Raw genomic sequence first — 26,619 nt, forward strand, 5'->3', positions numbered from 1 at the left:
TTGGGTGCCGTCGAGCTCTTGCGCCATGCCGGTGATCCGATCGCCGATCTGATGCCCGTGGTGAGGAAACAGGGCAGCCAGGCAGGCCAGCACGAATCTCACCGCGGGTGGCTCCGTATCCCAGCGTGTGAGCAACGTCGGCACCTGCTCGTCAACGGTGAAGCGGACGTCCAGGCTCCAGGCTGCTGGTTGGGGCGGACGGCCCTCGGCTGCGGCCCGGTCTGCGTCGGCGAGCAGTCCGTGAGCCCATCGGTCAGCGGCGACCAGCAACCATACGTAGAGATCGAGCCGTTGTTTGGCGGGCAGCGCCCCAGAAGCGATCATGCGCGCGAGAAACGGCAGCGAGGGCGGAGTGGCCGAGTAGCAGGTTCCCTGATGCAGCAGGTCGTCCCCGAACAACTCGTCCAAGGTCTGGTCCCAGTCGCCGAAAGGGTCCGCCAATGCCCGCAACAAGTCGGGGATGTCCTCCGCGCTGCCGTGGGCGTGGCTGAGCTCTGTCCATGGAATCTCGTCCAGGCCAGACAAATCGATGGGCGTGTCCTCAGCATGGTCGGGAGTCAGGGCCAGCGGTGCGGGTGGTGGTGGGTCGACGACCACGATGCTGGGCATCGGGGGCCGTGTGCCGGGATTGGTGCACACGATCGGCGCGTCGGGACCGCGGAGGATCTGCACCATGCTCACGTCGCAGCGACTGCCGCCTTCCGGGTAGCCGCCGTACTGGCGGGCGATGACGGCAGCGGCGCGCCCGACCGCGTCAATCATCCGATGTCCGGTCACGTCGACCGGATACGGCCCTTCATCGATGGCGCTCACCATCCATCCGCTACGAGGCGAGGGCCGGCCCGAGACATAGGCGAAACCGTGCGACGCCAAGGCTTGAGCCAACTCGTGAGCGTGCTCGTCGTCAGGCACGACGAACTGGTGGGTGCCCGCCATCGCCGACCAGCCGGCCATATCGTCGCCTCCAATTGTCAGAACCGCCTCGGCAAGACTGCCATAATCACTGTGATCTCGGCTGGTGCACCCTCGCGGCTCATCTCATGCTCACCCGACTGTTCCGGGCGGTGGGACAGGTCTGGCCGACGGCGCGGTGGCAGCCGGGAGACTCAGTTTGAGCCGGACCGACGCAGCGACTTTTCGCCGGTAGATCGCCTGAGTATCCGGGTCCCAGAGTGCACCAACATCCGCCCTCCGGGCCACATCGCAGTGCGCCATACAACCCTCTACCGACCGCTCTGAGCTCTCCCGTCGCTCAGAAAGTGGTCAGCCGGCACCCGAACGCTCGACGGAGCACTCGGGAGAGCACTCCGAGAGCGAGGGAGAGGTCATGGGTGCAGACGCAGTAAGGAGGTCACGCTGTACAGCGCTGTTGAGCTGCACAAACCTGCTCTTCGACGCTATTCGTGGAGCGCTCCTGTGTGAAAGTGGTCCGTCCAGCCCGCTGACCAGGCAAAACTCAAATCAGCCCTGGTCAGACGAAGCTACCCGACGTCACTGAACGCTGTTCGACGCCATTCAGCGCCGCCTGTGACCACCCCGTCTGCTCACCGCCGATCACCCGGTTTGGGGAGCAGCGCCGCACGACCCCCGCCAGAAACGCCGAATTCATCGCCACGGCGCTCCCTGCAACCAACAAGAACAGCCATTGAGCAGCATAAACACGCCCGCCGGGAGGGTCTCCGCTGCTCCCCTTCAGGCAGCACCTCGGCCCACGTCCGAGGGCTGGCCAAGCCCGGAAGGCCTGCTCCCCGCAGAACCTCGGCAAGACGCCCGGTGGGAGCAAGCGCGGGAGCCACAAGAGCGACCGCCGACAGTCCAACAGGGCATTCTTACTACCGCGCTGCTCCCTCATCAGCGGAACATCCGCCAGACTCGCAGCCACTGACCGCAGTCGAGACCGATCGCCCGATCCATGATCACGTTTACGGATTTGCCGATGTGCACGCACCCGATCACGGCGGCAGCGATGCCGACGACAGCGCGTGCGGGCCATGGGGCACCCGGTCGCCGGGCTCGCCCTCTGGCCGTTGTCGCCTTCGTGGCATCATGCCGCGATGGATCATCAAGGGCGGTTTCGTCGTGCAGCGCTCGCATCCGGCATCCCGGACGACGAGGCCAGCCGGTTCCTCCAGCACCTCCGTTTGTCGATCCGGTTGAGCGGAGGCTCCGGCGGTGTTCCGGTCGGGCAGTTCGGTGGGTTGCCCCGGCTGCCAGTAGGCATGGACTGGCCGTCCGCTGGGGTCACCCTGCTGCCGTTCATCTTCTCGGTTGACTGCGCGGCGCTGCCCAGAATCGACGGCTTCAGCCTGCCGGCAGACGGCTCGTTGCTGTTCTTCCTGGAACACGAGCAGGATCACCTGGCCGCCGGGGAGCAGAATTATGGGCGAGTCGTGTATGTGCCGCCCGGCACCGATACCGAGGTGGCGGCAGGATCCACCGACTCCCCGACCACCGGCGACCAGTACGACGTCCACGCCACGCTGCGCCCGGAGTACCCCGATTGGTTCGGGGCGGACGGGGATGAGGAGGAAGAGGACGAGGACGATCTGTCGCCCTTCCAGCAGCAGTTGGCCCGTGACCTCGAACGCGACCTACCGCACCTGGACGAACTGCGTGCTCTGGCCGACGATCTCTGGCCGCCCTTCGACAGGCTCGCCAGCGCCTACATCGGCGGGTACGCCGACGAGGAGGTGATCAGGGGTATCGCGGAGCAGACCCTGGCCTGGCGCGAGAAGACCGGCGAGATCGTCATCCCGATCGCGAAGTGGTATTCCCACCTGGAGAAGGAGATGCATCAGCTGACGAGTGAGTGGGTGTCGCTCGCCCGCTTTCCCGCAGCCGACGAGTTCTATTACGGGAGTTTCGTGATCCGGCAAGACGACCTCGCCGCCGGCCGACTGGACAAGGCGCTTTCCGTGACCGAGTTCAGCGAGTAGAACACCGGCGGCGCCGGATACGTCCTGGGCCTGCCCCGTTTTGACGGACATTCAGATCAGGGGACCTGGGGTCTCCGGGAGGATGTCCAGCATCATGGAGAGCGTGGGTAAGAAGCGATCGAGGCCGCGGCGGGCGTTCACGCCCGAGTTCAAGGCCGAGATCGTGGAGTTGTGTCAGCGTGGTGACCGCACGGTCAGGCAGGTCGCGAGGGATTTCGACCTGACCGAGACGGCGGTGCGGTCCTGGGTCAAGCAGGCCGAACTCGACGCCGGCACCCGGACAGACGGACTCGCCAGCGACGAACGAGCCGAGCTGGCCCGGCTGCGAGCAGAGAACCGCAGGTTGCAGCAGGACGTCGACATCCTCAAGCGGGCGACGGCTTTCTTCGCGAGGCAGACCCGGTGAACGTGTATCCGTTCATCGAGGCGGAGCACGCCGGTAAGCACAACGTCAAGCGTGCGTGCGAGCTGCTTCAGGTCTCCCGGTCCGCCTACTACCAGCACGCCCGCGGCGAGCAGTCCACCCGCGACCGGGTCGACGAGCAGCTGACCAAGCAGATCATCGCGGTGCATACGGCGTCGAACGGCACCTACGGAGCGCCGCGGATCCACGCCGAGCTGGCCGCGGCCGGGCTGCGGCACGGCCGCAAACGCATCGCCCGCCGGATGCGGCAGGCGGGGATCCGCGGCAAGAACCCGCGCCGCTGGAAGACCACCACCATCGCGGACCCGCACGCCGGCACCCGCCCCGACCTGGTCGACCGCGACTTCGCCGTGGACGCGGCAGCGGTCGACACCCGCTGGTGCGGCGACATCACCTACATCAACACGTGGGAGGGCTGGCTCTACCTGGCCACCGTCATCGATCTGGCCTCACGCCGGGTCGTGGGCTGGGCCGTCGCCGAGCACCTGCGCACCGACCTGGTCGACGCCGCGCTGTCCGACGCCCTCGCCCGGCGCCGGCCCGCGGACGGCCTGGTCTTCCACTCCGACCGCGGCTGCCAGTACACCAGCGCCCAGCACGCCCGTCTCGCGAAGCGGCACGGCGTGCGCTTGAGTGTGGGCCGACGAGGTCAGTGCTGGGACAACGCGGTCGCCGAGTCGTTCTTCGCCACGATCAAGACCGAGCTGATCCACCGGCAGGCATGGCCCACCCGCAAGACAGCTCACCAGGCGATATTCGAGTACATCGAAGGCTGGTACAACACCCGGCGCCGGCACTCCAGCCTCGGCTACCTCAGTCCAGCCGCCTACGAAGGCGGCAGCGTCATCAGCCTGCTACCGCCCTCAAGGTAGCCTGAAGATCAACTCATCGACCCTGTCCGTCAAAACGGGTCAAGCCCACTCTCATGCCGCTGAGTTTGCGGGCGGCGGTGCCGTGGGCATTGCATGGCGTATGGATGGCGATCACTTCGCGACGTCGTACACCTTCGGCGGCGCGCTCGAGCGTACGGCGGCGGTCCTCGGCGCGTTCATCGCGCCGGTGGTGCTCGGCGTGGCTGGAGCGGCCGGGTTGTTCGGCACGGATCAGGTGTGGCAGCGGATCGCGTTCGTGCCACTGGGTCTGATCGTCGGCGCTGTGTACGGGTACCTGGCGCTGTTCCGGATCGCGTACCGGCTGCGGATCGTGGATTCGCGGCTGCACTGGCGTGCGGTGTTGCGTAGCGGCAGCGCGCCGCTGGCGGAGGTGAGTGAGGTGGTGCCGCATCCGAAGAATTACACGACCGTGGTGCTGACCGATGGCCGGCGGGTTCACGTCGCCGGGGTCCATGACGTGTGGCCGTTCCTCAGTGCATTGCGTCGGGTTGCCCCACATGTGCAGATCACGCGGCCGTTCGGCCTGCTGGCACCACGATGGTTCGAGGCCGGCGGCTGACTGGCAACAACGATCGCGGGGCGCGTCAGCAGAGCCCGCCGGCGACGCGGAGGGTGGCCGTACGTCGCCGCCGGCACCCGCCGTAGTTGGCGGTGGTGACGCATTGAGCTGGTCCGGAGCGACGCCGGGCCGGCGGCGGAGGTTGAACGGCAAGTTGAGCTGACGGTGCGGTCGTTCAGGTGATGGCGGCGGTGCGGGGCATGCGGGCGATCACGTCGTCCCAGATGCCCTCGGGCAGGTCGTGGCCGACGCCCGGGTACTCGACGAACTGCGCGCCGGGGATCTGCGCGGCCAGGTCACGACCGCCGCTCGGTTTGACCATCGGGTCCTCGGCGCCCGAGACGACCAGGGTGGGCGCGGTGATCCCGGACAGCGGCGGCAACCTCGTGGCCCGGCCCGCGGCGAGGTGCCGTTGCGTCGTGCGGGGATCGTGCGGCGCGCGATGGTGGCTCAGCGCCGCCACCTCGCGGACCCACTCCTCGGGGAACGGGTACCCGGGGGAGGCCTGCAACCGGTACGTCGCGACCAGATACTCGACGTGCTCCTGCGGCGTGACCGGCCTGGGCAGCTTACGAATCTCCTTGAAGACGCCGAACTTCAGATACCTCAGGGCCCGCAACGGTCCTGCGGTCGCCGGCATGCTCATGCAGAGGGTGAGGCCACGGACCCGTTGCGGGTGCAGCAGCGCCATGGCCTGCGCGATCGCCGACGTACCGCCGAGAACGTGTGCGGCGGACCAGCCGAGCGCGTCCATCACCGCCAGACCGTCGCCGGCCATGTCGGCCATCGTGTAGGGCGCCCGGGCCAGCACCTTCCACGGGCTGCCGGCCGCCTGGTGGGGGAAGTGCGTCGACAGGCCGGTGTCCCGGTTGTCGTACCGGGCCACGTGGAAACCGGCGTCGACCAGGCGCCGGCAGAACGCGTCGTTCCACCAGACCATCTGGTAGTCGATTCCCAGGACCAGCAGCAACGGCTCACCGCCGGTGCCGAAGGTCTCGTAGGCGATGCTGACGTCGCCGTTGGTGGCGTACTCGATGCCCATGCCCGCCTCCTGTTTTTTAATGCGACTGCATCGTAACGGTGTACGGCTGGTGATGGCAATGCACTCGCATGGGATAGATTTGCGGCGTGCCGAAACAGGTCGACCATGAGCAGCGCCGGCAACTGCTGGCCGAGGCGGTCTTCGCCGTCATCGGCACCCGCGGGTGGGAGGCGGTGAGCCTGCGCGACGTCGCCGTGCAGGCGGGGGTCTCGATGGGCACGGTGCAGCACTACTTCCCGGCCAAGCAGCAGATGCTGCTGTTCGCCCTGGCCCAGATGCGCGACCGGGTGAACGCCCGGCTCCAGGCGACCCTCGCCGCGCTGCACGGGCCGGGCAACCAGCCCAGCCGCCGCGAGCTCATCCGCGCGGCCACCGCCGTGATGCTCCCGGTCGACGGGCCCGGCCGTGAGGAGGCGTGCGTGAACATCGCCTTCTTCTCCGCGGCCACGGTCACCCCGGAGTACGCGCGGCAGCTGCGCGACGGGTACAGCCGGATCCTGACGGTGACGGTCGCGAGCTTCCGCGAGGCCGCCCGCCTCGGCGAGCTGCGCGACGGCATCGACCCCGACGCCGAAGCGCCCGCCCTGTACTTCCTCACCCAGGGACTGGTCGGCCCCATCCTGATCGGCCTGTACCAGCCGGACGACGCCCTCGCCCTGATCGACGCCCAGCTGAACCGCCTGTTCCGGTGAGCCGATGCAGACTCCCGTTTGCCGGTGACACCGGCCATGACCCCGTGCGTCACACCCCGCAGGGTGGTGTGCGAGAGTCGTCGACCGGGTACGGCACGTTCGTCGTTCGCCGGGCACCGGTGAACTGCCGTGACGGGATGGGCGACAGGTGAGTGGTGGTCGGGGTTCCATGACATCGTCGGACGCGGTGTTCGCCTCCGGTGGTGAGACCGGGCGCCTGATGGCCCGCCTGGACTGGTCGGCCACCGACCTGGGCCCGGTGAGCACCTGGTCGCCGACCCTGCGCGCCGCAGTACGGACCGTGCTGTCCTCGCGCTACCCGATGCTGTTGCTCTGGGGGCCGAACCTGACCCAGTTGTACAACGACGCGTACTCGACCCTGATCGGCGACAAACATCCGGCCGCCCTGGGGCTGGACGTGCGGATCACGCTGGCCGAGGGCTGGGACGTGCTGGCGCCGCTGATCGAGGAGGCGACGGCCACCGGCGTCGCCAGCTGGGTGCCGGCCCTGCAGTTGCTGCTGGAACGATCCGGTTACCCCGAGGAGGCGTACTTCAGCGTCTCGCACGCCCCGGTGCGCGACGACGACGGCACCACGGTCGGCGTGCTGACCGTCTGCAGCGAGGTCACCGACCAGGTCGTCGGTGAGCGGCGACTGCGGCTGCTGCGCGACCTCGCGCTGCCCACGGCCGGTAGGCCGGTGAGCGTCGACGGGACCTGCGCCCAGCTCTGCGAGGTCATCGCCGAGCACCCGCTCGACGTGCCGTTCGCCGCCGTCTACCTGCGCGAGGGCATGGTGTTGCGCCGCAGCGCCACGGTCGGCGGAGTGGACGCGGCGCTGCCGGAACAGATCACGCTGGACGGCGCGGGGGAGGACCCGTGGCGGCTGCGCGCGGCGGCCGGCGCCGTCGTGGCCGAGCTCGGCGACGTGGCCGACCGCCTCACGCTCACCGGTGGCCCATGGCACGACCCGGTCCGGACAGCCGTGGCCCAGCCGCTGCCGTCAGCGGACCGGTCCCAGCCGATCGGGGTGCTGCTGACCGGGCTGAGCCCGAGCCGGGCCCTGGACGAGACGTACCGATCGTTCCTGCAGTTGCTGGCGCAGCAGGCCGCGGTCGCCATCCGGAACGCCCGGGCCTACCAGGAGGAACGGGACCGGGCGGCCGCGCTGGCCGAGCTCGACCGGGCGAAGACGGACTTCTTCACCAACATCAGCCACGAGTTCCGTACGCCGCTGACCCTGATGCTGGGACCGCTCGGAGACGCTCTCGCCGACCGGGCCGAGCCGCTGGGGCCGACCCAGCACGCGCGGGTGGACACCGCGTGGCGCAACGCCGGGCGCCTGCTCACGCTGGTCAACGAGCTGCTGACGTTCGCCGGGATCGAGGCGGGTGCGGCGCGTCCGGCGCCGCGCGTGCTGGACCTGGCCCGATTCACCGCTGAGCTGGCCGGGGTGTTCCGGGCGGCGGTCGAGCGGACCGGGCTGCGCCTGGTGGTGGACTGCCCGCCACTGCCACAGCGGGTCGCCGTGGACCCGGAGCTGTGGGAGAAGATCGTCACCAACCTGCTTTCCAACGCGCTGAAGTTCACCTTCGTCGGCACGATCCGGGTCGGCCTGGCCTCGGACGACACGGCGGTCCGGCTGACCGTCGCGGACACCGGCATCGGCATCGACGCCGCCGAGCTGCCCCGGCTCTTCGACCGCTTCCACCGGGTCCGCGAGGCCCGCTCCCGCAGCCACGAGGGCACCGGCATCGGCCTGGCCCTGGTGCGCGAGCTGACCAGGTTGCTCGGCGGCGACGTCACCGTCGACAGCGAACCGGGCAAAGGCGCGACCTTCACCGTCGCGGTGCCGTGGGCCGCGCTGGCGCCGGCCGGGGCCGCGGACTGGGAGGCCGCCCCGGACCGGCTGGCCGCCGCCGAGGCCGCCGCCGAGGCCGCGGCCAGTGAGGCAGCCGGGTGGACCGACGACGTGACCGAGGCACCCGCCACGGGCGGGCGTCGCATCCTGGTCGCCGACGACAACAGCGACATGCGCGCCTACCTGAGCCGGTTGCTGACCGCGCAGGGCTGGCGGGTCGAAACCGTGGCCGACGGCGAGGCCGCGCTCCGAGCGGTCCGCCGCGGACGGCCGGAGCTGCTGATCAGCGACGTGATGATGCCGCGCATGGACGGTTTCGCGCTGGTCCGGGCGCTGCGCGCGGACGAGGCCACCGCGGGCCTGCCGATCCTGATGCTGTCGGCGCGGGCCGGGCAGGAGTCCGGCGTCGAGGGGCTCGACGCGGGCGCCGACGACTACGTCGTCAAACCGTTCGGGGCCACCGAGCTGATTGCCCGCGTACGCAACATGCTCGATCTGTCTGCCACCCGGGCATCCGGGAGCCGGCCGTCTCCGGTGGTCGCCGACGTCGCTTCGGTGATCGCGGCCGGCCGTGCTCTGGAGGAGCCGTTCCGCATCGCCACCGGTTATGCCCGGGCGCTGCTCGGCGGCCGGGCGGCCGAGACGGTGCTGCACGGTGACGGGACCCGGCCACCGCTGCGTTTCGGCGACCCCGCCGACGCGGGCACGGTGCCGGGCGAGACGATCCGGGCCGCGATCGAACTGCCCGACGGGTCCGTGGCCGGCGAGATCGCTGTCGTTGCCGATCCCCGGCATCCGCCGGACCCGCGGGCCCGGGACCTGCTTGCCGCGCTCGCCGGTGTGCTGGCGTTGCTGATCCGCCGTGACTGGCAGCCAGGGCAGGACGGGCACCAGCCGGACGATCTGCGACAGAGCCTGCTGCCGCAGGAGCTCCCGGCTCCGGAGGGATGGGAGTTGCTGCCCGCCGTTGTCGAGGTGGCCGACGGCGGCTGGTACGACGCGGTGACGGCGCCGGACGGGACTCTGCTGATCAGCGCCGGCCACGTCGCCGGTGACGGCCCGGGCGCGGTGATGGCCGGTGAGCTGCTGCGCGCCGCGGTCCGCGCACACGTCACGGCGAGCCCGGCTCCCGCGCGCCTCGTCGGTGAGGCCGCCGCCCTGATCGGTTCGGCGCGACTGCCGTACCCGATGAGTCTCCTTGTGGTCGCCGTCGACCCCGGTACGGGCGCGATCACCTGGTGCAGCGCCGGTCATTCGACGCCGCTGTACTCCGCGCCGGGCGAACAGACCCGGCCGCTCACCGGCGAGGCAGCGCCGCCGCTCGGCTCCGGCGGGGAGACGATCTACCCCCAGAATCATGACAATTTGCCGTACGGGGGACAGCTTCTCCTGCACGGCAGCCCTCTCGTGCTCGACCAGCTCCAGCGCGAACCGACCGTCGACGCCGCTCTCGCCGCGGTCCCCGCCCCGCACGAGGACCTCGCCGTGATCGCCGTGCGCCGGCGCGCCCCCGTGCCCGCCCCGGACGGCCCGGCCCTGCCCCTGCTCGACCTGGCGTGGACGTACCCACTCGACTCGGGCGCGTCCGCGGCGGCGCGCCGTGACCTGCGAACGGCGCTGGACCTCGAGGGCGTCGACCCCGACCTGCTCTACGACCTGCAGGTGGCCGCGACCGAGGCGATCAACAACGCGGTCGAGCACGCGCAGCGTCCACGCCGGCCGGAGATCTGCGTACGGCTGCGCGCCGACGGCGACCTGGTGCGCATCGAGGTCGAGGACTTCGGCGACTGGCGCGCCCGGCCGCCGGCCCGTGACCGAGGCCGCGGCGCCATCCTGATGAACGCCTACGGCGACGTGCACGTCACCACCACCACGACCGGCACCCTGGTCACCATCGAACGGCGTTGGTCCGCCGTCCCGCGCGACTGACCTCACCGCTCGACCAGCTCACTCCCGGCCCTGCTTCCGTGCCGACCCCGCTGGCTGGTCGCCACCGTGTTGTATCCGCCCGGCGGTCGGACGGCTCAGCGCAGTCCAGCGAACAGATCGTCCTCGGGTAGCGGCGCGCCGGTGGTGTCGCGCACCCGCAGGAATGTCTCGACCCCCATCAGGTCGGTGAAGCGCTCCTTGCCCATGCGCAGGAACTCGATGTTCTCGCTCTGGCTGGCGTGCTCCGCGAGTGCGTCGTACTTCTGGGCGCCGAACGCCCGGGTGTCCACCCAGGTGGTGATCTCCGCATCCGGCACGCCGATCTCCGGGGGTGGGGCGTCCTCGGTCATCTCGGCCTCCGCCCAGTCGACCCCCAGCTCGCGCAGCGCCTCGCCGAGCGCGGCCATCCCCGAGTGCGGCACGGTCGTCCAGTACACCTTGGCCGGCACGCCGGTCAGCGCGACCGCGGCCATGGTGACGCGGTGCGCCTGGATGTGGTCGGGATGGCCGTAGAAGCCGTTCTCGTCGTAGGTGACGACGACATCGGGCTGGTACCGCCGGATGAGTACGGCGAGCCGGTCTGCCGCCTCGGCGACCGGCACACCCCAGAACGAGCCGGGTGCGTCGTTGGTCGGCCACCCCATCATCCCGGAGTCGGCGTAGCCGAGCAGTTCCAGGTGCGTGACCTTGAGCGCCGCGCAGCTCGCCTCGAGCTCCTCGCGACGCATCGCGGCCACCGCCACCGGATCGTGCCCCGGCGCGCCCGGCTTGACCCCGCCCGGCCCGTCCCCGCAACGCCCGTCGGTGCACGTCACGAGCACTGTCGTGATCCCCTCCGCAGCACAGCGGGCGAGGACCCCGCCGGTGCTGGATGCTTCGTCGTCGGGATGGGCGTGTACCGCCATCAAGGTCAGTGATCGATCAACCATGCCGACACCCTACGGCTACCGGCTCCGGGCCGGACGCGCTCGCCGCCCCGGTCGCTACCCGAGCCGTTACGGCCACAACGCGGACGGCCCGATCCCGCGTCGTTCCAGGCGGATGACAGCATCCGCACCTCGGCACGACAGGGCACCAGGCCGTCACAGCCGACCACCGGTCGTGACGGCGACCGGCCCAAGCGCGGACAGCGGCAGCGACTCGTGTCAATCCGTGAGGCGAAGGCGGTTCTAGGGTCGATGCTCCGCGACGCGCCACTAGCGGAGCTCAGTCATCCTCCGCAGTCAAATCGCCCGGCATGACCGTCGCGATGAGGCCGGCCACGAACTGCGGCACATCCTCCGGCAGCAGCGTCAGGCACGGCTCGCTGAGATCCGGGCCCTGGAAGATCTCGACCGATTGCACGCCGGGATCGTTGACGGACTCAGCGACGCCGATGATCCGCCAGCGGCGGTGGCTCGGTCGCGTGTTGGCGAAGTGACTGAAACCCTGATCGGTCATAGGTACTTCCGTCCTCGTACTCGCGGATGAGGAACCCAAGCTTGACCCGTCGGCACCGTGGTGTCCTCCGGGTTCTCCGGAGATCGACCCCAGGCTTCGCCGTCCCCGAGGCCCTGCCACCCGAGCCCAGTCGCTCAGTGCGCCGCGACTCGCGGCTACTTGTTCATTGAAGTACGACCGCGGCCCGGCCAGGCTTGGTCGAGGTGACCGGTGGGATCGCTCGCTCGCGGCTGTCCACCACTGGTTCGGTGTGACTCACTTAGCGCATGCGCCTCCCGGTCACCGCGGTGGGGAGTGGCTCAGGAGCGAGAGCGGATGAGAAGGCGTCGAGACCGGTAGCCCGGCGCGCCCGCTCGGCGGCATGTGAGTGTGGCTTTCGTGGGCAGGGCAATGTCCCGCGCTCAGACTGGGGAAATGGCTGACCGCGTCACCGAAGTCCTGCATCTTCGGCCCGCAAGTCGCCCATCATTGCAGCCTCACGACGAGCGGAGAATACGATGAGCCCCGAGAACAACTCTTACGTACGGGATCAAAACACCCGAGTGGACCCGCTGCTGGTTCTCGGAACGATCACCGTGGCCGACCTGCGCGAAGCCCTGGCCGACATGCCCGACGAGGCTGTCGTTGTCCTTGCCAGGGACGGAGCCGACGCAGACGACTGCTCTCCGCTGGCAGACGTGGAGGAGGCTTGGTATTTCCCAGCCACTGGCGACTCCGCTCCGCTGGGGCGGGACTCCGATGGCAACGTCCACGAGCCCGGCCCCCGTGACCTGTATGCCGTGATACTCAGGCCGACCGACCGTCGCTGACAGTCGCCCCCTACGGGTCACTTCTCGCGGCAGACTCGGCCGGCGCGCGGATTGCGGCATGTGAGTGCGCTGTTGAGGCTGTTTTCCTGCGCCCTTCGCACTGATCCACAATCGTGCTATGGATGTCGCTGACCTACTGACTCGTGCCGTCGAGATGGTTCCGGCCACCGCTGTCAACGAGGCTGGTGGGACGGTCACTGACGCGCGAGAGTACCTCGACCACAACGAATGGGAGATCGCGCTCGACGTCCTTGCTGACCTGTACGACAGATGGCGACCGCCGGCTCAGTGGTGGGATCTGCTCATCGAGGCCGCTGACCTGATGTGGCTCACCGAGACCGCGACTTGGTGCCGCTGGGGACGCTGGGGACGCTGGGAGAGCCTCCACGGGATCGTCCGTGCCGAGCTGCAGTTGTTCTCGCCATCGCACGGCGGCCGGGCCGCCGCTATCCCGAGTCCCGGGGTTCTACGTCCCCTCTGGGATATCGGGCAGCGGAATGCGGCGGGACAGCCGGATCTCCGGGTGGCGCGCATGTGGGTGGAATATTCGCCGGAGTTGGCTCCGGGAACCACCGGCTCCGTCCGTCTTGCGCCGCTGGTGCCGCTTGATTGGCGCGGCCTGCAGCCAGGCCAGTCGATCACCATGCACGAGGGCACGCCCGCGGTGGGAGTCGGGACGATTATCGAAGTGTTCGCGCCGGTCTTGATAGTGACGACAGAACGGAACGCGGCCCGCGCACGATCGGCGGCAGACCAGTACATCGCGATCTGGTCGCGTCTCAATGCCATAATCCCTCGCCAGCTGCGCCGCTGCACCCAGGAAGCCCCTAATCGCTAGCCCCTTGGAAGATGTCAGTGTCGAAGCTGAGGAAGGATCGCATGAGGATTCAATTCGAGTCAGGGTCCGTTCTGCTGGTGCCCGCGGGCGCGCATCGCGCTCTTGCCGTCATGACGGCAAGAGCGCCTTTCATAGCTTTCTACGGATGCGACCGCGATCCGGAACCGGCCGAGATACCCGTCCTGTGTTCGGGTCGACCGCTGTTCGTCATCGGCGTCGACCGCGCCGCATACTCCAACGGATATTGGGGTCCCATGGTGGTGCGACTCCCCGAACATAACCTGCCTACTATCCCTCCGATATTCCATCAGAACGTCTTCAACGGCGCATGCTCGATTATTGAGCCAGGCGTATCCACACGACTGCTTGTTCCACGGGAAGAGTGTATCGGCCTCGAACGGCAGGCCAGTTGGTCGAGAGAACACGTCGAATCGCGACTGACAGACCACTACGAAGGCCGACCGAACCGCTGGGTCGAAGCCATGCGAGTAGAGCTCTAGATACGAGCCGCGCCGTGTCCCGACATTGGCATGCCAAGACGCCGGTCCGGCCCGTCGGCTGTCGGCCGTGGCGTCGGCTGGCCCGCGGATCGCGGTAGTCTTCATGGGTGCCAGATTTCATAGATCCGCCGATTGGCTTGAGTGCACGAACGCGCCGTTTCATTACCGTTCACGGATCTCGGCATGAGGTCCTGATGGATACCCAATGGCGACGCTTGTGGCAAGAGGCTGGCATCCCTTTGAACCTTATCGATCGTGCTGCGCAGCATCATGCTCGGTGGGGTGGCCTTTCCCTTCCCGCGGTACGTGATTTACCGGAGGACGCTGCTGGTCCTGGCGTGCTCCAGGTGTTATCCCCGGAGCAGGTCAGCGGGCTCCCCGATCCCGGATGGGCCTTCGAAGCCGGCCCTCAGCGAACTGCCGTGCCGTACTCGTTCCTGGTCAGCTCTGATGGCACTTTCGGCATTTCAGGCGGAGCCGATGGAAGATGGGTGCCGCTGCACGGCAGTGTCGACGGCTGGGTCGACTCAGTGGCCTTGGCGCATGCAGCTCTGGAGAACGCTGAGAGCGTTACGCGGCTAACCGGAGCAGAGGTAGATAAGCTGGACATGAACTCTATGGATCCGGTCGAATCTATCCAAGGAATCTCTAACAATTGGTGGCACCGGCCAGGGTTGCTCTTGGCTGTCTATGCGGGCGAGTCGATTTACTTCGACATTCCGGATTATCGCACCGCGTTTTTGTATGTATGCGACATTGACATTCAGGGAGTTTGAGCCAGCCCATCAATCGACGACCACGATCCTTGCTGAACGCACTCACATCGGCATGACAGTAAAGGGGTGCCTTGGCATAGCCGGATCGTCTCTCGCGTGGCCTTGGTACTCAGGTCCCTTGATCGGAGTTGGTGGGCTGATCAGGTGCTCAGGACCGCCTCGAGGGTGTGATGCATGGCGGCGAGCCGGGCCGGCCAGCGGGGATCGAGGTACGGCTCGGCTGCCACTCCTTCGTAGTAACAGACGTTCTTGAGTTGGAAGCAGTGATGCCAGGTTCCTCGGCGCGGGTCCAGGTCGATCCCGGTGTAGAAGTACCGCTGATCGTCGAGCAGCCGGGCGGCACGCTCGGGGCTGACCAGCAACTCGGCGTAGCAGCCGTCGTCGTGCGTGTCCCATCGGTCGGAGATCACTCGGCGGGACGGGTAGTGCTCGTTGGTCAGGATTGCCTCGTCGACGATCGCCGCCGGCGTCGGCTCCCCTTCGGTGAACTTGAGGAACGAGCTGTATTTGCCGGGCTTCACCCTGCCGTACGTCTGACCGAATTTGATACTGACCGGGGCGAAGCCGAGGTTGGCTTTGGACTTCTGGCTCCACGCGTCCTCGCACAGGCAACTCATGTATCCCAGGAGGCCCTGTTCGCGCACGCGTTCGCGCCGCGCGCGCTCCAAGGTGGCCCCGATTCCCCGGCCCCGGAATGCGGGGTCGACCGCCAGGCTGGTGATCTCGGCATAACGGCCTCGGCGGGTGAAAGCCGCATGCCCGACGAGCCGGTCGCCGACCACGGCCACGAATCTGACGCGGTCGCAGCTGAGCAGGGCGGTGTCATCCGGGTAGGCGCAATAGACGCGGCCGAAAAGGGCGATCACTTGCTCCCGCACCGCCGGCTCGAACGGTTGCCCGAACGTGTATTCGCGCAACCGGAACTCCGCCACTGCGCGAGTGTATCCGCTGGTCAATGCCGGATGAGGCCAATGCTCCAGCGCGTCGGCGCTGCCCGGTGGGGTACCGCTGATACATCAACACTCAGCCACCCTGGGCTGAGGCCGCGTTGTGTGGCCGTACTGAAGATGGCTGCGGAAGAACGGCAGGACCAGGGCGCCGAAAGTGCCGGCGGTCTCCGGGCCGTCGCTGGGGCCGGGGAGATCAGCCCACTCGTGTGGCGCGCCTTCGATCGGCTTCCAGCAGACCTCGGTCCCCGCAGAGAGAAGTGCATCACGAAACGCGACGCTCTGGTCGAATCGGACCACCTGATCGGCTGTGCCGTGCGCGAGCAGGAATGGCGGAGACCCCGCGTGCACCTGGCAGATCGGGCTTGCCGTGATCAGCGATTCCGGTGTGGCGCGGGGGCCCATGAGGCGCGCGACCTCGTTGCCGCTGTCCAGTCGAGCAGGAGGCGGCGGCCATCTGCTACCTGGTAGGTCAGCCCGCCGATGAAGACCGCCTCGACGCTCGGGTCGTCGTTCACGTCCGGCAGCGAATCACGAGCCCCGGTCGCGCAGCCAGCCAATATCGAGGCGTCGCGTCGGGAAGCACGGGGCGCAGGCCTGCCGGGAGGTGTTCGCCCGGAGAGTCATCCCGGCTGGATGAGGCGTCGGTCGCGGCGCTCGGCGATTCTCGGCGCGGCAGCTCACGTGAGCGAGGAGAATCGCATGACCGCCGAACCTGTGAAATCGACCGTCAACGCCGGGAAGCTCTGGGCCGGTGGCGGCGCCACCGCGGCGGTGGCGGCACTGATCGCCGTCGCCGGGATCCTGCTGGGGCGCGGGATCTTCGACATCGACGTCCTCGCTCCCCAGGGTCAGGGCGCCTGGGGTGATGCGAGCACCGGGTGGTACGCGCTGGGCGCCGCCGTCGCCGCGCTGATCGCGACCGGGCTGGTACACGTGCTGATCCTGACGACACCACGGCCGATGCGGTTCTTCGGCTGGGTGGTCGGCCTGGCCACGGTGTCGGCGATGCTGGCGCCGTTCGTGACCGACGGGAGCCGCGCGGCGCAGTTCTACACCGCGGGACTGAACATGATCATCGGGATCGCGATCGGCTCACTGGTCGCCGGGACCGCCCGCACCGCCACCCGCCTGGTGCGCACGGACACCCGCCCGCCGTCCCCGCGGCCCTACCCGCCGCAGTACCGGTAGGGGCGCCCGATGGCCACGATGACGACTCCGCCGGAGACACCCGACTTCCACACCCTGTCCGTACCGGAAGCCCTCGAAGTCGAGAATGTCGACAGGCAACATGGTCTGAGCAGCGCGGAGGCCGACAAGCGCCGCGGCAAGTACGGTCCCAACCGGTTCGCGCAGGCCAAGCGTGAGCCGTGGTGGCGGGCGTTCGCGCGGCAGTTCGCCGATCCGATGCAGATCGTGCTGCTGATCGCCGGCGTGGGCAGCCTCTATCCGTTGAAGCAGTGGGGCACCGGCGTCATGCTGATCGCGCTGACCCTGCTCAACGCCGCGCTCGGCCTGCACCAGGAGGGCAAGGCCGCGGCCGCGATCGACGCGCTGCAGAAGATGATGATCGTCAAGGCGCGGGTGCGGCGCGACGGCACGCTCGCCGAGCTGCCCGCCGAGGAACTCGTCCCCGGCGACGTGGTGCAGATCGAGGCCGGCGACGTGATCCCGGCGGACGGGCGGCTGCTGCGCGCCGCCACGCTGGAGATCGGGGAGTCGGCGCTGACCGGCGAGAGCCTTCCGGTCGCGAAGAACGTCGAGCCCCTGACCAAGGTCGACACCGATCTGGGCGACCGGTCCGACATGGCGTACATGAACACCAACGTCACCCGCGGCTCCGGTGAGCTGCTGGTCACCGCGACCGGCATGAACACCGAGGTCGGCCGCATCTCCGGGATGTTGCAGACCGAGAAGGACGCGGACACGCCGCTGACCCGTCAGCTCGCCCGCCTGACGAACCAGATCCTGTACGTCGCCGGGTTCGCGCTGCTCGCCTCGGTGCTGATCAACCTGGCCCGCGGCAACGAGTTCACCGTGGTGTTCACCGCCGCTGTCGCGTTCGCGGTCTCGGCGATCCCGACCGGGCTGCCGGCCGTGGTCACCACCATCCTGTCGCTCGGCACCCAGTTGCTGGCGAAGTCGAACGCGATCGTCAAACGGCTGCGCTCGACGGAGACACTCGGGTCCACCTCGGCGATCAACTCGGACAAGACCGGGACGCTGACGCTGAACCAGATGACCGCGACCGAGATGGCGATCCCGGGCCGGCGGTACGTGGTCTCGGGCGGCGGCTACTCCACCGAGGGCACGATCAAGCGGGTGGCGGGCGAGCCGGACGTGCCGCTGGAGGAGTACCTGCTGCCGATGATCCTGGCGTCGGACGCCGTGGTCAGCGACGGGAACCTGATCGGGGACCCGACCGAGGGCGCGCTGGTCGTGCTCGCCGAGAAGGGCGGACTGGACGCGCAGGCGACGCGCGAGAAGTACCCCCGGGTGGCCGAGCTGCCGTTCGACGCCGCGTACAAGATGATGGCGTCCTTTCATGAGATGGCCGACGGGACGATCCGCTGCTTCGTCAAGGGCGCGCCGGACCAGATCCTTGCCCGCTGCGCCGTCAGCGCGGAGCAGCACGAGCGCTACCTGGCCGAGAACGATCGCCTGGCCGCCCAGGGGCTGCGCGTCATGGCGACCGCCCGGTGCGACGTCGACACCGTCGAGGGCGACCTGCTCGACCTGCTCCACGATCTCGAACCGCTCGCCCTGGTCGGCATCGTCGACCCGCCCCGGTCCCAGGCCAAGGGCGCGATCGAGCAGGCGCACGCGGCCGGCATCCAGGTCCGGATGATCACCGGCGACCACGCGATCACCGCCGCCGCGATCGCCGGCAAGCTCGGCATCCACGGCCGCGCGATCACCGGCGCCGAGTTCGCCGCGATGAGCGACGACGAGGCCGACCAGCAGATCGACGGGATCGGCGTGATCGCCCGGGTCACTCCGGAACACAAGGTGCGCCTGGTCGAGGTGCTGCGGCGCCGCGGCCACATCGTCGCGATGACCGGCGACGGCGTCAACGACGCGCCGGCGCTGAAGAAGGCCGACATCGGGATCGCGATGGGAATCACCGGCACCGAGGTGAGCAAGGAAGCCGCCGCGATGATCCTCACCGACGACGACTTCGCCACCATCGTCAAGGCGGTGGAACTGGGCCGGTCGCTCTACGCGAACCTGAAGAAGTACATCTTCTTCCAGATGGGCGTGCTCGCCGGCATGATCGTCACGTTCCTCGCGGCCAGCATCTTCAACATCGCCGCCGGGGTGCCGTTCCTGCCGTTGCAGACGTTGTGGCTGAACTTCACCACGCAGGTGTTCCAGTCGGTCGGCCTCGGCTACGGCAACGCCGAACCGGACATCATGAAACGGCCGCCGCGCCGCGCCGACGAGCCGCTGCTGACCAACCGGTTGCTGGGCTGGCTCGGCCTGCTCGGGGTGTTCATGGGCGCGGTCACGCTGCTCGTGCTCTGGTTCGCCGAGCGCGACAAGGACGTCGACGTCGCCCGGACCATGGGCCTGACCGCGTTCTCCCTGATGAACCTGCTCTTCTCGTTCACCGTCCGCAGTGACGTCCGGTCGGTCTTCAGCCAGGAGACGTTCGGCGACCGGCGGTTCCTGATCACCAGCGGCATGTCGCTGGCCGCGATCGTGCTGGCCACCGAACTGGGCCTGTTCCAGAAGATCCTGCACACCGTCAGCCTCGACCTCGGGCAGTGGGCGATCTGCCTGGCCGCCGCGCTCACCGTGGTCGTTCCCACCGAGATCCGCAAGGCGGCGCTGCGGCGCCGGGCCGGGAGACCGTCATGATCGCATTGATCCAGCTCGGCGACGTCGCGATCGGCGCGGCGGTCCGCGCCGGGGAGAAGAGCGCCGACAAGCTGTCCGCTTTCCGCGCACGCTTCGATAGACAAGGCCTGCGTACGGCCGCGGAGGTCTGGGCCCGCTGGACGGTGCTCGCCGAACGGGGCGCCGCGGAGCGCGAGCGCGGCAAGCGGGGCGCCCAGCGGGCGGTGGACGCGGCCGTCGAGCGGCTGGCCCACTCACCGATCGTGGGACGTGTCGTCGACGCCCAGTTCGAACGGGTCCTGACCCTGCTGGAGAACGAGCCGGACCGGGTCCGCGGCGTGATCCGCGGCCAGCGGGACAGCATCGTCGGCGAGGCGGTCGGCCGGGTCCGGGCCGGGGCCGCCGCCGGTGACGGCGTGGTGGACCGGCTCACCCTGCGGATGTCCGGGCGCGGCGACGCTCCATGAGCGGGTACGCCGGGCTGGTCAGCCGGAGCTTGGCGTACCTGATCGACACTCTCACCGTCGCGGTGCTGGCCGGTGCCGGGGTGGCCGTCCTCGGGACGGTCGCCGCGGTCGCCGGCGCCGAGGTGCGCGGCACGGCCCCCTGGATCGTGTCGTCGTCCCTGGTTCTGCTGCCGGCGCTGCTGGCCGTCTACTGCGCGCTGTTCTGGACCCTGGCCGGGCGCACCCCCGGGATGGCCGTGCTCGGCGTCCGGGTGGTCCGCGCCGACGGCCATCCGGTGCGGTGGCCCGCCGCGCTGGTCCGGGCGCTGCTGCTGGCCTACTTCCCGATCGGCGCCCTGTGGCTGATCGTCGACCGCCGGCACCAGGGACTGCCCGACAAGATTGCCATGACCGCTGTCATCCGGGAGGGATGAGGCCATGCTCACCATCGGGGTCGAAGAGGAGTTCCTGCTGCTGGGGCCGGACGGCCGGGTCACGCCGACCGCGGCGTCGCTGGTCCGCCTGGCCCGGGCGCCCGGCCGGGTCAAGCTCGAGCTGATGTCCTACCAGGTGGAGACGACCACCGGAGTCTGCGAGGACCTGCAGGACCTGCGCCGGGACCTGACCCGGCTGCGGCTGATCGCCGCGGACGCCGCCGAGCGGACCGGGGCGTACCTGGTCGCGGCCGGGGTGATGCCCCTGCCCGGCGGGCCGGCGCGCGCGCTCAGCGACGGCGACCGCTACCGGGAGCTGGCCCGGCGCTTCCCGGAGGCGACCACCATGGGGGAGTGCGGCTGTCACGTGCACGTCGGGGTGCCGGATCGCGAGCTCGCGACCGCGGTGCTCACCCGGCTGCGGCCCTGGCTGCCGGCGCTGCTCGCGCTCACCGCCAACTCGCCGTTCGCGGCCGGGACCGACACCGGATGGGCCAGCTCGCGGTATCCGGCCCAGCTGCGCTGGCCGACCTTCCGTCCGCCGCAGATCTGGGCCAGCGCCGACCACTACGACCGCGCGGTGCGGCACCACGTCGACGCGGGCACGGCGATGGACGCGGCCGGCGTCTACTTCCTGGCCCGGCTCTCCCCGCGATACCCCACCATCGAGGTACGGGTGAGCGACACCTGCCTCGACGTCGCCGACACGGTCCTGCTGACCGGCGTGGTGCGGGCGCTGGTGCAGGCGACGCTCGACGACGTGGGCCGCGGCGAGAAGATCGTGCCGGTGCCGGCGGAGCGTGTCGAGGCGGATCTCGAGCTGGCGGCGCGTGGGCGGCTGCGTGCCTCCGAGCGGCTCCTTGCCAAGATCACGCCGTTTCTGGGGCCGGACACGGGTGAGGTCCTCGCCGGGTTCGAGCGCCTGCGCCGGGAGGGCACCGGCGCCGACCGGCAGCGGCGCCTCTGGGCCCGGCACGGGCCGACGCCCGGCTTCGTCCGCGAGTTGGCCCACGCCACGACGCGTCTGGCCGTCACGTCCTGAACGGAAAACATGGGTACCACGGCTGCTTCCTCGAGCAACGAGGTCGTGTGCCACTCCACGGAGTCCGTCGCGCCTGACTGTGTGACGTTGGACGTGAGCGGACGCTTCGAGATATCGCAAGGGGCGTGTTTGCGATCGCTGCGGCTTTTGGTGCTCGTTCACTGATCACCTGGCTCGCTGAGCCGATCTGGACACGACCGTTACGCTTCGGCGCGTGCTGGGTGGACGGGTTGATGAGCGGCTTCGGGGTCGATGCGCGGCGCGGCGATCGGGTGATCGGCGTACGGCTGGGCGGTGGACGCGGCGCCGGAAGGTGGTCCACATAAATTCCTACACGGCCCTCATCTGAGGCGAACCATGATCGAGACGATCGATTCGTTTGAGCACGGCGTTCCGTGGGGTGTCCTTCGGGTCGAAGGTGTTGGATCGAGCAGCCCGACTCCGGACCTCGACATCGCGTTCTCGATGGTCGCCGCGAACGAGGGTTGCGTTCTTGTCGCGGTTCTTCACCTGGACATCGACAAGGTCGTGGTCACGATCGCCCGGGAAGGTAAGCCCGAAGGGGTCGTGCAGATGTACTCGGGACAGCTGGCCACACCGAGTCTGGTCTTGGAGGTGGCGGATGTCGTCGGTGATGACTTTTCGTACCGGTATTCGGTGTCGTCGGAGAGGCCGAAGGTGACTGTCCTCGCCGACAACCCCGAAGAGGCGGCGAAGGTTTGGATCGTTATACCGGAAGTACTGGGAAAAGCGGACTGACCAGCAGGCCCACACAGCGAGTCGTCGGGTGGCACGTCGATCGCGAAGATCGATTATGGGTGGGACGCCAACAGCAACGAGACGTCGAAGACGACCACCAACTTCGGTGGTACGACGATCAGCAACACCTATGGGTACGACCTGGCGGACCGGCTGACGTCGTGGGACAACGGCACCACGACGATCGGCTACACCTATGACGCGTCGGGTAACCGGACCGGTAACGGGTCGACGACCTACTCCTACGACGAGCGCAACCGGCTGACCAAGGACTCGGCCGGGGTCAGCTACGGCTACACGCCACGCGGCACGCTGAAGAACGTGATCGGGCCGAACGCGGCCTACACGACGACGTCGGATGCGTTCGATCAGACGATCACCCAGTCGTACGGCGGTGGGACGCAGACCTACGGCTACGACGCGCTGGGGCGGGCGTTGCAGGCCGGGTTCTCCTACACCGGTACTGGTAACGATCTGGCCGGCGATGATTCCGGTGCTACGTACGTACGTGATCCGGGCTCTGGTCTTGTCGGTGCCGCCTCGGCCGGTAACACCAGGCTCGTCTGGACCGACCTGCACGACGATGTGGTGGGTCAGTTCACCGCCACCGGTACGGCCCTGTCCGGGTCGACGGTGTACGACCCGCTCGGGTCGGTGCAGAAGACCGGCGGGATGATCGGCAACCTCGGCTACCAGTCGGAGTACACCGAGACCTCGACCGGCCGGGTCAACATGGCCGCGCGCTGGTACAACACGGGCACGGGTCAGTTCGACAACCGCGACACGATGGCGAACAGCCCGGTTCCGGACTCGATCAACGCGAACCGGTACCAGTACGGCAGCGCGAACCCGATGACGACCACCGACCCGACCGGGCATTGGAGCCTGTGGGGCGCGGCCAAGTCCGCGGCGTCCGCGGTGTCGTCGGCGACGTCGTCGGCCTACCACGCGGCGACCTCGTGCGCCTCGCAGGCAGTGTCGTACGCGTCGAGCTACGCCTCGTACGCCTATCACTCGGTGGCGAGCACCTATTACGCGGTGAAGGCCAAGGCTTACAGCGCGGTGGCCAAGGTAGCCCGGCACACCGGGTTCAAGCGTGTGGCGAAGTGGGCCGAGCACGGCCGTAAACGGGCGGCGAAGAAGTCACGCGAGCAGCACCACAAGGCCTACAAAGCGCATCAAGAGGCCAAACGCAAGGGTACGGCGCTCAAACACCGCGTGGTCCGGGCCGTGACCAAGGTGGCCAAGAAGGTTCACGACGCGGCGAAGAAGACCGTCAAGTACGTCAAGGAACACAAGAAACAGATCATCGCGGTCGTTGCGACGGTGGCCACGATTGCGGCGTCGGTCGCGTTGGGCCCGGTCGGTGGCATGGTCGCCGGCATCGCGATCAACCTGATCAAGGACGCCGCGTCCGGCAACATCCACAGCCTGTCCGACCTGGGCAACTCGCTGGCCAGCTCGGCGGTGTCCGCGACGATCGGTCTGGTCACCGGCGGTCTCGGCGGCGCGATCGGTGGGAAGCTCGCCGGGTACGCGGCGTGCAAGCTCGGCGCCGGCTTGGCCGGGAAGATGATCTCGGGCGCGATCAGCGGTGGCGTCGGCGGTGGTATCTCCGATGCTGCCGAGCAGCTGGCCACGACCGGGCATGTGAACTGGTCGCAGACCGCTAACGCGGCCAAGACAGGCGCGATCATCGGTGCAGTCACAGGTGCTAGGACGAGGTGTCACAGCTTCGACCCGTCCACCCAGGTGCTGATGGCCGACGGCTCGACGAAGAAGATCGGCGAGGTCCAACTCGGCGACAAGGTCCTAGCCACCGATCCGAAGACCGGCCAGACCGAGGGCGAGCCGGTCTCCGTTCTGCACCATCACCAGGACAGCGACTTCGCCGACGTCACCGTCAAGGACGACAAAACCGGCGAGACAACCGTGGTCAAGGCGACCGCGAACCACCCGTTCTGGAACGCCACCACCGGCGAATGGACCGAAGCCAAGGACCTGAAAGCCGGCGACAAACTCCGCAACGCCGACGGCGAAACTACCCAGACCGTCGCCGCGATCAAGCTGTGGACCGGCCTCAAGTGGATGGACGACCTCACGGTCAACAACATCCACACGTACTATGTGTTGGCTGGCGGAACTGCTGTCCTTGTCCATAACAATCTTCAACCTGGCCCCGGTGGCTGTAAATCGGTTAAGGACATCGGCGATGAGCTCGGGGCGTGGCAAAAGGATACCCCGACAAAAGGCCAGGTGATCAACATAACGAATAATGGCGTAGAAAAGGTTGGCAATCAACTTCGCAGCGGAGCGCATGGCCGGTCTAATGAAATTGATAGCATTTTACGTGAATCACCGAATATCGGAAATCCGTCGGCGGGGATTCATCCGACTGCCAAGCATGTTGAGCCGATCGTAGCTCTGGCGATGCGGGATAGGGGGATAAAATCTGCTGATGTTGTAGTCAACTATCCAATAGGGCCATGCAGCGGAGTCTACTCGTGCAGGAGAGCGGTGCCTGCAATTTTGCCGAAGGGTTCCGTGCTCAATGTTTGGCATCCCGGAAATGGCTACGCTGAACCGTTCCCGCTTAGAGGTGAGGCGGAACTTTCCGGTGAATGACTGGCGCGGAGATCGGAAGGTTGTTGGAATTGATACTTAATGCGACTTACGCGCAAGGGTGGGCTCATGCTGAGTCCTGGAAGGAAAAGGAGGAGATGGTTGGTAAGTTCTTGACAGGCGACACCTACGGTGATTGCGGAGAAGGGGCGGCGGTGCTGTGGTTGTCGGGGGGACCGGTTTGGTTCTGCCTTGCAGATCGGCAGCACGGCTACGAAGAGAAAACTCCTGATAACTTTCTTTGTGTCTCGATAGATAGGGGGGCGGGATATGGTGGTCTAGTGTGGGGAATGAGCCAGAGTGGCCCCCGTCGGGGAGGCATTTATGATTCGGTGTGGGTATCAGACAATCCGGTTCCACCAGATTATGATCCTCGCATCGTGTCGGAACCCGGGTGCCCGGTGTTCTTTGATCGAGCAAGCGTGCTCCCGATTGCTGAAATTCGTGCTGCTCTGGAAGAGTTCTGCCGTACGGACACCGGCGACCGGCCAGAGTGTGTTGCTTGGGTCGAAGGCTCCGTGGACGGGACGCGCAATGACCGAAGTTACGAGGAGGGGGTGCTTGATTTCGTCGACCCATGGGCTTGAGGTTCGCTGCAGGGTTGGGATTGGAAGGGATTGTCGCAGTAATTTATACTCGGACCTCGAGAGCCCTATTCAATAAGCGGTCAGGTCCGTGCCCGGCAGATCCCCGGTCGTCCGTTTCGGCTTGACCGTTTTGTCCACCGTTGTTTGGTTCGGGGACGGCGCGTCACCGAGGTGCCGGTGGATTTGCTCGACGACTTGTGGGCCGGTTTCCGTCTTCGAGCCGTCGCCGGCCTCGCGGGAACTGCAAGCGATCATCCGGCCCTACCTGCCGGACGACGAGCCCGGTCCCGGTCGCGAGGACGAGGACGGCAGGTGCTCGGGTTCGCTGCCACCGTCATGGACCTGGCACTCGACGACGGCATCGAGCCGGGTGAGCGGGCCGCCGAAGCGGGCTGGACCCTCGCCGACCTGCATGCCCACCTCGACGTGACGCTGCCGGCGCGGTTCACCGCCGGGGCCGAGCCCTATGACGAGGTCTGCCTGGGTCGGCAGAACGACCTGCTGGAGCTGATCGCCGCGGGCGCCGCCCCGGACGCCGCCGCCGTCCGGGAGTCCACCGCCCGCGGCCGGAGCGTGCTGGCACGCGCCGTGCGGTCGCTGCCGTCCTGAGCTTGCGACTGGTGTGCCGTTAGCCTGGCCCGGTGACCGAAGACTTCACCGCTACGCTCCCGCGCAAGCGGATGGGGGCGGGCGCGCTGCTGACCGATGGTCAGGGCCGGGTGCTGCTGGTCGAACCGACGTATACGGACTGCTGGGAGATCCCGGGCGGTGCGGTCGAAGTGGACGAGTCGCCGTTGACAGCGGTCGTCCGCGAGCTCGAAGAAGAACTGGGCCTTTCAGTCCGTCCGGGCCGGCTTCTGGTGACCGACTGGGTGCCGCCGCGTGAGGGTCGCACCGAAGGTTTGATGATGCTCTTCGACGGCGGAACCCTGGCCCCGGAGCAGACCGCCCAGATCCGTTTGCCGATCGAAGAGCTGCGGAGCTGGGCATGGTGCACCGAGCAGGAGGCCGGCGAACGGCTGTCACCGTTGCTGGCCCGGCGGATCAGTGCGGCGCTCGACGCTCGGGCCGACGGCACGGCGGTGTACCTGGAGAACGGCTTCGTCGCGACCTGATGCCATCGCCAACCTGCACGCAAGTTCCGCGTGCCTGCAGTTCAAGGCGCGGGACGCTGCGAAGGGTTCGGGTCATGCCGCTCAGGCGGGTGGGCGGAGGATCTCGGCGGCTCGGCGCAGGTCGGGGG

Annotated in this window: 24 protein-coding genes and 1 pseudogene; 19 read left to right on the plus strand and 6 right to left on the minus strand. The window is 68.1% G+C overall.

Features of this window, described 5'->3' with window-relative positions; genetic code table 11:
* Window positions 1-954, minus strand: a pseudogene (locus Acy02nite_RS44315) (hypothetical protein); the annotation flags it as partial.
* 1,100 nt (window positions 955-2,054) lie between these two features.
* On the opposite strand from Acy02nite_RS44315, the gene Acy02nite_RS44320 reads away from it, so the two are divergent.
* From Acy02nite_RS44320 to Acy02nite_RS44335, 4 genes are all read left to right on the plus strand, one after another.
* Window positions 2,055-2,936, plus strand: coding sequence for a DUF1963 domain-containing protein (locus tag Acy02nite_RS44320; RefSeq protein WP_203755650.1), 882 nt, complete (start codon window positions 2,055-2,057; stop codon window positions 2,934-2,936).
* Window positions 2,937-3,039: 103 nt separating this feature from the next.
* A complete protein-coding gene (locus tag Acy02nite_RS44325) occupies window positions 3,040-3,342 on the plus strand; it encodes a transposase (RefSeq protein ID WP_203755653.1) in 303 nt (100 codons plus the stop codon).
* A complete protein-coding gene (locus Acy02nite_RS44330; protein WP_203755674.1) occupies window positions 3,339-4,232 on the plus strand; it encodes an IS3 family transposase in 894 nt (297 codons plus the stop codon). The genes Acy02nite_RS44325 and Acy02nite_RS44330 overlap by 4 nt, the downstream gene beginning before the upstream one ends.
* Before the next feature lie 82 nt (window positions 4,233-4,314).
* Window positions 4,315-4,812 carry a hypothetical protein gene (locus Acy02nite_RS44335; RefSeq protein WP_203755677.1) on the plus strand — a complete coding sequence of 166 codons (498 nt, stop codon included), beginning with the start codon at window positions 4,315-4,317 and terminating at the stop codon, window positions 4,810-4,812.
* A gap of 175 nt (window positions 4,813-4,987) precedes the next feature.
* On the opposite strand, the gene Acy02nite_RS44340 is transcribed toward Acy02nite_RS44335, so the two are convergent.
* Entirely contained in the window at window positions 4,988-5,854 is an 867-nt protein-coding gene (locus Acy02nite_RS44340; protein WP_203755680.1) for an alpha/beta fold hydrolase, read from the minus strand.
* A gap of 86 nt (window positions 5,855-5,940) precedes the next feature.
* Here Acy02nite_RS44340 and Acy02nite_RS44345 point away from each other — a divergent pair, with 86 nt between their 5' ends.
* Both Acy02nite_RS44345 and Acy02nite_RS47425 read left to right on the plus strand, forming a co-directional pair.
* Window positions 5,941-6,546: a TetR/AcrR family transcriptional regulator gene (locus Acy02nite_RS44345; protein ID WP_203755682.1), complete on the plus strand. Its 606-nt coding sequence runs from the start codon at window positions 5,941-5,943 to the stop codon at window positions 6,544-6,546.
* A gap of 169 nt (window positions 6,547-6,715) precedes the next feature.
* Window positions 6,716-10,336: an ATP-binding protein gene (locus Acy02nite_RS47425; RefSeq protein WP_203755684.1), complete on the plus strand. Its 3,621-nt coding sequence runs from the start codon at window positions 6,716-6,718 to the stop codon at window positions 10,334-10,336.
* A 95-nt stretch (window positions 10,337-10,431) separates the two neighbouring features.
* Here the strand turns inward: Acy02nite_RS47425 and Acy02nite_RS44355 are convergent, their stop codons facing one another.
* Together Acy02nite_RS44355 and Acy02nite_RS44360 are read right to left on the minus strand one after the other, a co-directional pair.
* Window positions 10,432-11,265, minus strand: coding sequence for a PIG-L family deacetylase (locus tag Acy02nite_RS44355; RefSeq protein WP_203755687.1), 834 nt, complete (start codon window positions 11,263-11,265; stop codon window positions 10,432-10,434).
* 277 nt (window positions 11,266-11,542) lie between these two features.
* Complete coding sequence (locus Acy02nite_RS44360) at window positions 11,543-11,776, minus strand: hypothetical protein (RefSeq protein ID WP_203755689.1); 234 nt, start codon at window positions 11,774-11,776, stop codon at window positions 11,543-11,545.
* Between the two features lie 497 nt (window positions 11,777-12,273).
* Between Acy02nite_RS44360 and Acy02nite_RS44365 the strand changes: the two genes are divergently transcribed.
* The 3 genes from Acy02nite_RS44365 (at window position 12,274) to Acy02nite_RS47065 (ending at window position 14,699) form a co-directional block, all read left to right on the plus strand.
* A complete protein-coding gene (locus tag Acy02nite_RS44365) occupies window positions 12,274-12,585 on the plus strand; it encodes a hypothetical protein (protein ID WP_203755691.1) in 312 nt (103 codons plus the stop codon).
* A 118-nt stretch (window positions 12,586-12,703) separates the two neighbouring features.
* Entirely contained in the window at window positions 12,704-13,423 is a 720-nt protein-coding gene (locus Acy02nite_RS44370) for a hypothetical protein (RefSeq protein WP_239175857.1), read from the plus strand.
* A gap of 694 nt (window positions 13,424-14,117) precedes the next feature.
* Entirely contained in the window at window positions 14,118-14,699 is a 582-nt protein-coding gene (locus tag Acy02nite_RS47065) for a hypothetical protein (RefSeq protein ID WP_239175858.1), read from the plus strand.
* A 140-nt stretch (window positions 14,700-14,839) separates the two neighbouring features.
* Here Acy02nite_RS47065 and Acy02nite_RS44380 read toward each other — a convergent pair whose 3' ends face one another.
* Both Acy02nite_RS44380 and Acy02nite_RS47695 read right to left on the minus strand, forming a co-directional pair.
* Complete coding sequence (locus Acy02nite_RS44380) at window positions 14,840-15,631, minus strand: GNAT family N-acetyltransferase (protein WP_203755693.1); 792 nt, start codon at window positions 15,629-15,631, stop codon at window positions 14,840-14,842.
* Between the two features lie 84 nt (window positions 15,632-15,715).
* Entirely contained in the window at window positions 15,716-16,081 is a 366-nt protein-coding gene (locus tag Acy02nite_RS47695) for an alpha/beta hydrolase (protein WP_425548275.1), read from the minus strand.
* Between the two features lie 267 nt (window positions 16,082-16,348).
* On the opposite strand from Acy02nite_RS47695, the gene Acy02nite_RS44390 reads away from it, so the two are divergent.
* The 10 genes from Acy02nite_RS44390 (at window position 16,349) to Acy02nite_RS44435 (ending at window position 26,491) form a co-directional block, all read left to right on the plus strand.
* A complete protein-coding gene (locus Acy02nite_RS44390) occupies window positions 16,349-16,837 on the plus strand; it encodes a DUF6069 family protein (RefSeq protein ID WP_203755697.1) in 489 nt (162 codons plus the stop codon).
* Between the two features lie 9 nt (window positions 16,838-16,846).
* Window positions 16,847-19,507, plus strand: a complete 2,661-nt coding sequence (locus Acy02nite_RS44395; protein ID WP_203755703.1) for a cation-translocating P-type ATPase — start codon at window positions 16,847-16,849, stop codon at window positions 19,505-19,507.
* On the plus strand, window positions 19,504-19,953 hold the full coding sequence (locus Acy02nite_RS44400) for a hypothetical protein (protein ID WP_203755706.1): 450 nt from the start codon (window positions 19,504-19,506) through the stop codon (window positions 19,951-19,953). The genes Acy02nite_RS44395 and Acy02nite_RS44400 overlap by 4 nt, the downstream gene beginning before the upstream one ends.
* A complete protein-coding gene (locus tag Acy02nite_RS44405; protein WP_203755709.1) occupies window positions 19,950-20,366 on the plus strand; it encodes an RDD family protein in 417 nt (138 codons plus the stop codon). Before Acy02nite_RS44400 ends, Acy02nite_RS44405 begins: the two co-directional genes overlap by 4 nt.
* 4 nt (window positions 20,367-20,370) lie before the next feature.
* Complete coding sequence (locus tag Acy02nite_RS44410) at window positions 20,371-21,408, plus strand: carboxylate-amine ligase (protein WP_203755712.1); 1,038 nt, start codon at window positions 20,371-20,373, stop codon at window positions 21,406-21,408.
* Window positions 21,409-21,765: 357 nt separating this feature from the next.
* Window positions 21,766-22,167 carry a hypothetical protein gene (locus Acy02nite_RS44415; protein ID WP_203755715.1) on the plus strand — a complete coding sequence of 134 codons (402 nt, stop codon included), beginning with the start codon at window positions 21,766-21,768 and terminating at the stop codon, window positions 22,165-22,167.
* Window positions 22,168-22,488: 321 nt separating this feature from the next.
* Entirely contained in the window at window positions 22,489-24,792 is a 2,304-nt protein-coding gene (locus Acy02nite_RS44420) for a polymorphic toxin-type HINT domain-containing protein (RefSeq protein ID WP_203755718.1), read from the plus strand.
* Window positions 24,789-25,376, plus strand: coding sequence for an Imm1 family immunity protein (locus tag Acy02nite_RS44425; RefSeq protein ID WP_203755721.1), 588 nt, complete (start codon window positions 24,789-24,791; stop codon window positions 25,374-25,376). Before Acy02nite_RS44420 ends, Acy02nite_RS44425 begins: the two co-directional genes overlap by 4 nt.
* Window positions 25,377-25,688: 312 nt before the next feature.
* The gene (locus Acy02nite_RS44430) at window positions 25,689-25,985 is read left to right on the plus strand and encodes a hypothetical protein (RefSeq protein WP_203755724.1); all 297 of its coding nucleotides are present in this window, start codon (window positions 25,689-25,691) and stop codon (window positions 25,983-25,985) included.
* A gap of 32 nt (window positions 25,986-26,017) precedes the next feature.
* Complete coding sequence (locus Acy02nite_RS44435) at window positions 26,018-26,491, plus strand: NUDIX domain-containing protein (RefSeq protein WP_307872314.1); 474 nt, start codon at window positions 26,018-26,020, stop codon at window positions 26,489-26,491.
* Window positions 26,492-26,619: the final 128 nt, after the last annotated feature.

It is taken from the genome of Actinoplanes cyaneus, assembly GCF_016862095.1.
In the GTDB taxonomy this organism is placed as follows: Bacteria; Actinomycetota; Actinomycetes; order Mycobacteriales; family Micromonosporaceae; genus Actinoplanes; species Actinoplanes cyaneus.

Bases quoted from the DNA above. Each gene is read 5' to 3' on its own strand.
- Acy02nite_RS44355 (WP_203755687.1), bottom strand. From the start codon at position 11,265: ATGGTTGATCGATCACTGACCTTGATGGCGGTACACGCCCATCCCGAC.
- Acy02nite_RS44360 (WP_203755689.1), bottom strand. From the start codon at position 11,776: ATGACCGATCAGGGTTTCAGTCACTTCGCCAACACGCGACCGAGCCAC.
- Acy02nite_RS44395 (WP_203755703.1), top strand. From the start codon at position 16,847: ATGGCCACGATGACGACTCCGCCGGAGACACCCGACTTCCACACCCTG.
- Acy02nite_RS44340 (WP_203755680.1), bottom strand. From the start codon at position 5,854: ATGGGCATCGAGTACGCCACCAACGGCGACGTCAGCATCGCCTACGAG.
- Acy02nite_RS47065 (WP_239175858.1), top strand. From the start codon at position 14,118: ATGGATACCCAATGGCGACGCTTGTGGCAAGAGGCTGGCATCCCTTTG.
- Acy02nite_RS44415 (WP_203755715.1), top strand. From the start codon at position 21,766: ATGATCGAGACGATCGATTCGTTTGAGCACGGCGTTCCGTGGGGTGTC.
- Acy02nite_RS44390 (WP_203755697.1), top strand. From the start codon at position 16,349: ATGACCGCCGAACCTGTGAAATCGACCGTCAACGCCGGGAAGCTCTGG.
- Acy02nite_RS44405 (WP_203755709.1), top strand. From the start codon at position 19,950: ATGAGCGGGTACGCCGGGCTGGTCAGCCGGAGCTTGGCGTACCTGATC.
- Acy02nite_RS44410 (WP_203755712.1), top strand. From the start codon at position 20,371: ATGCTCACCATCGGGGTCGAAGAGGAGTTCCTGCTGCTGGGGCCGGAC.
- Acy02nite_RS44425 (WP_203755721.1), top strand. From the start codon at position 24,789: ATGACTGGCGCGGAGATCGGAAGGTTGTTGGAATTGATACTTAATGCG.
- Acy02nite_RS44320 (WP_203755650.1), top strand. From the start codon at position 2,055: ATGGATCATCAAGGGCGGTTTCGTCGTGCAGCGCTCGCATCCGGCATC.
- Acy02nite_RS44365 (WP_203755691.1), top strand. From the start codon at position 12,274: ATGAGCCCCGAGAACAACTCTTACGTACGGGATCAAAACACCCGAGTG.
- Acy02nite_RS44370 (WP_239175857.1), top strand. From the start codon at position 12,704: ATGGATGTCGCTGACCTACTGACTCGTGCCGTCGAGATGGTTCCGGCC.
- Acy02nite_RS47425 (WP_203755684.1), top strand. From the start codon at position 6,716: ATGACATCGTCGGACGCGGTGTTCGCCTCCGGTGGTGAGACCGGGCGC.
- Acy02nite_RS44400 (WP_203755706.1), top strand. From the start codon at position 19,504: ATGATCGCATTGATCCAGCTCGGCGACGTCGCGATCGGCGCGGCGGTC.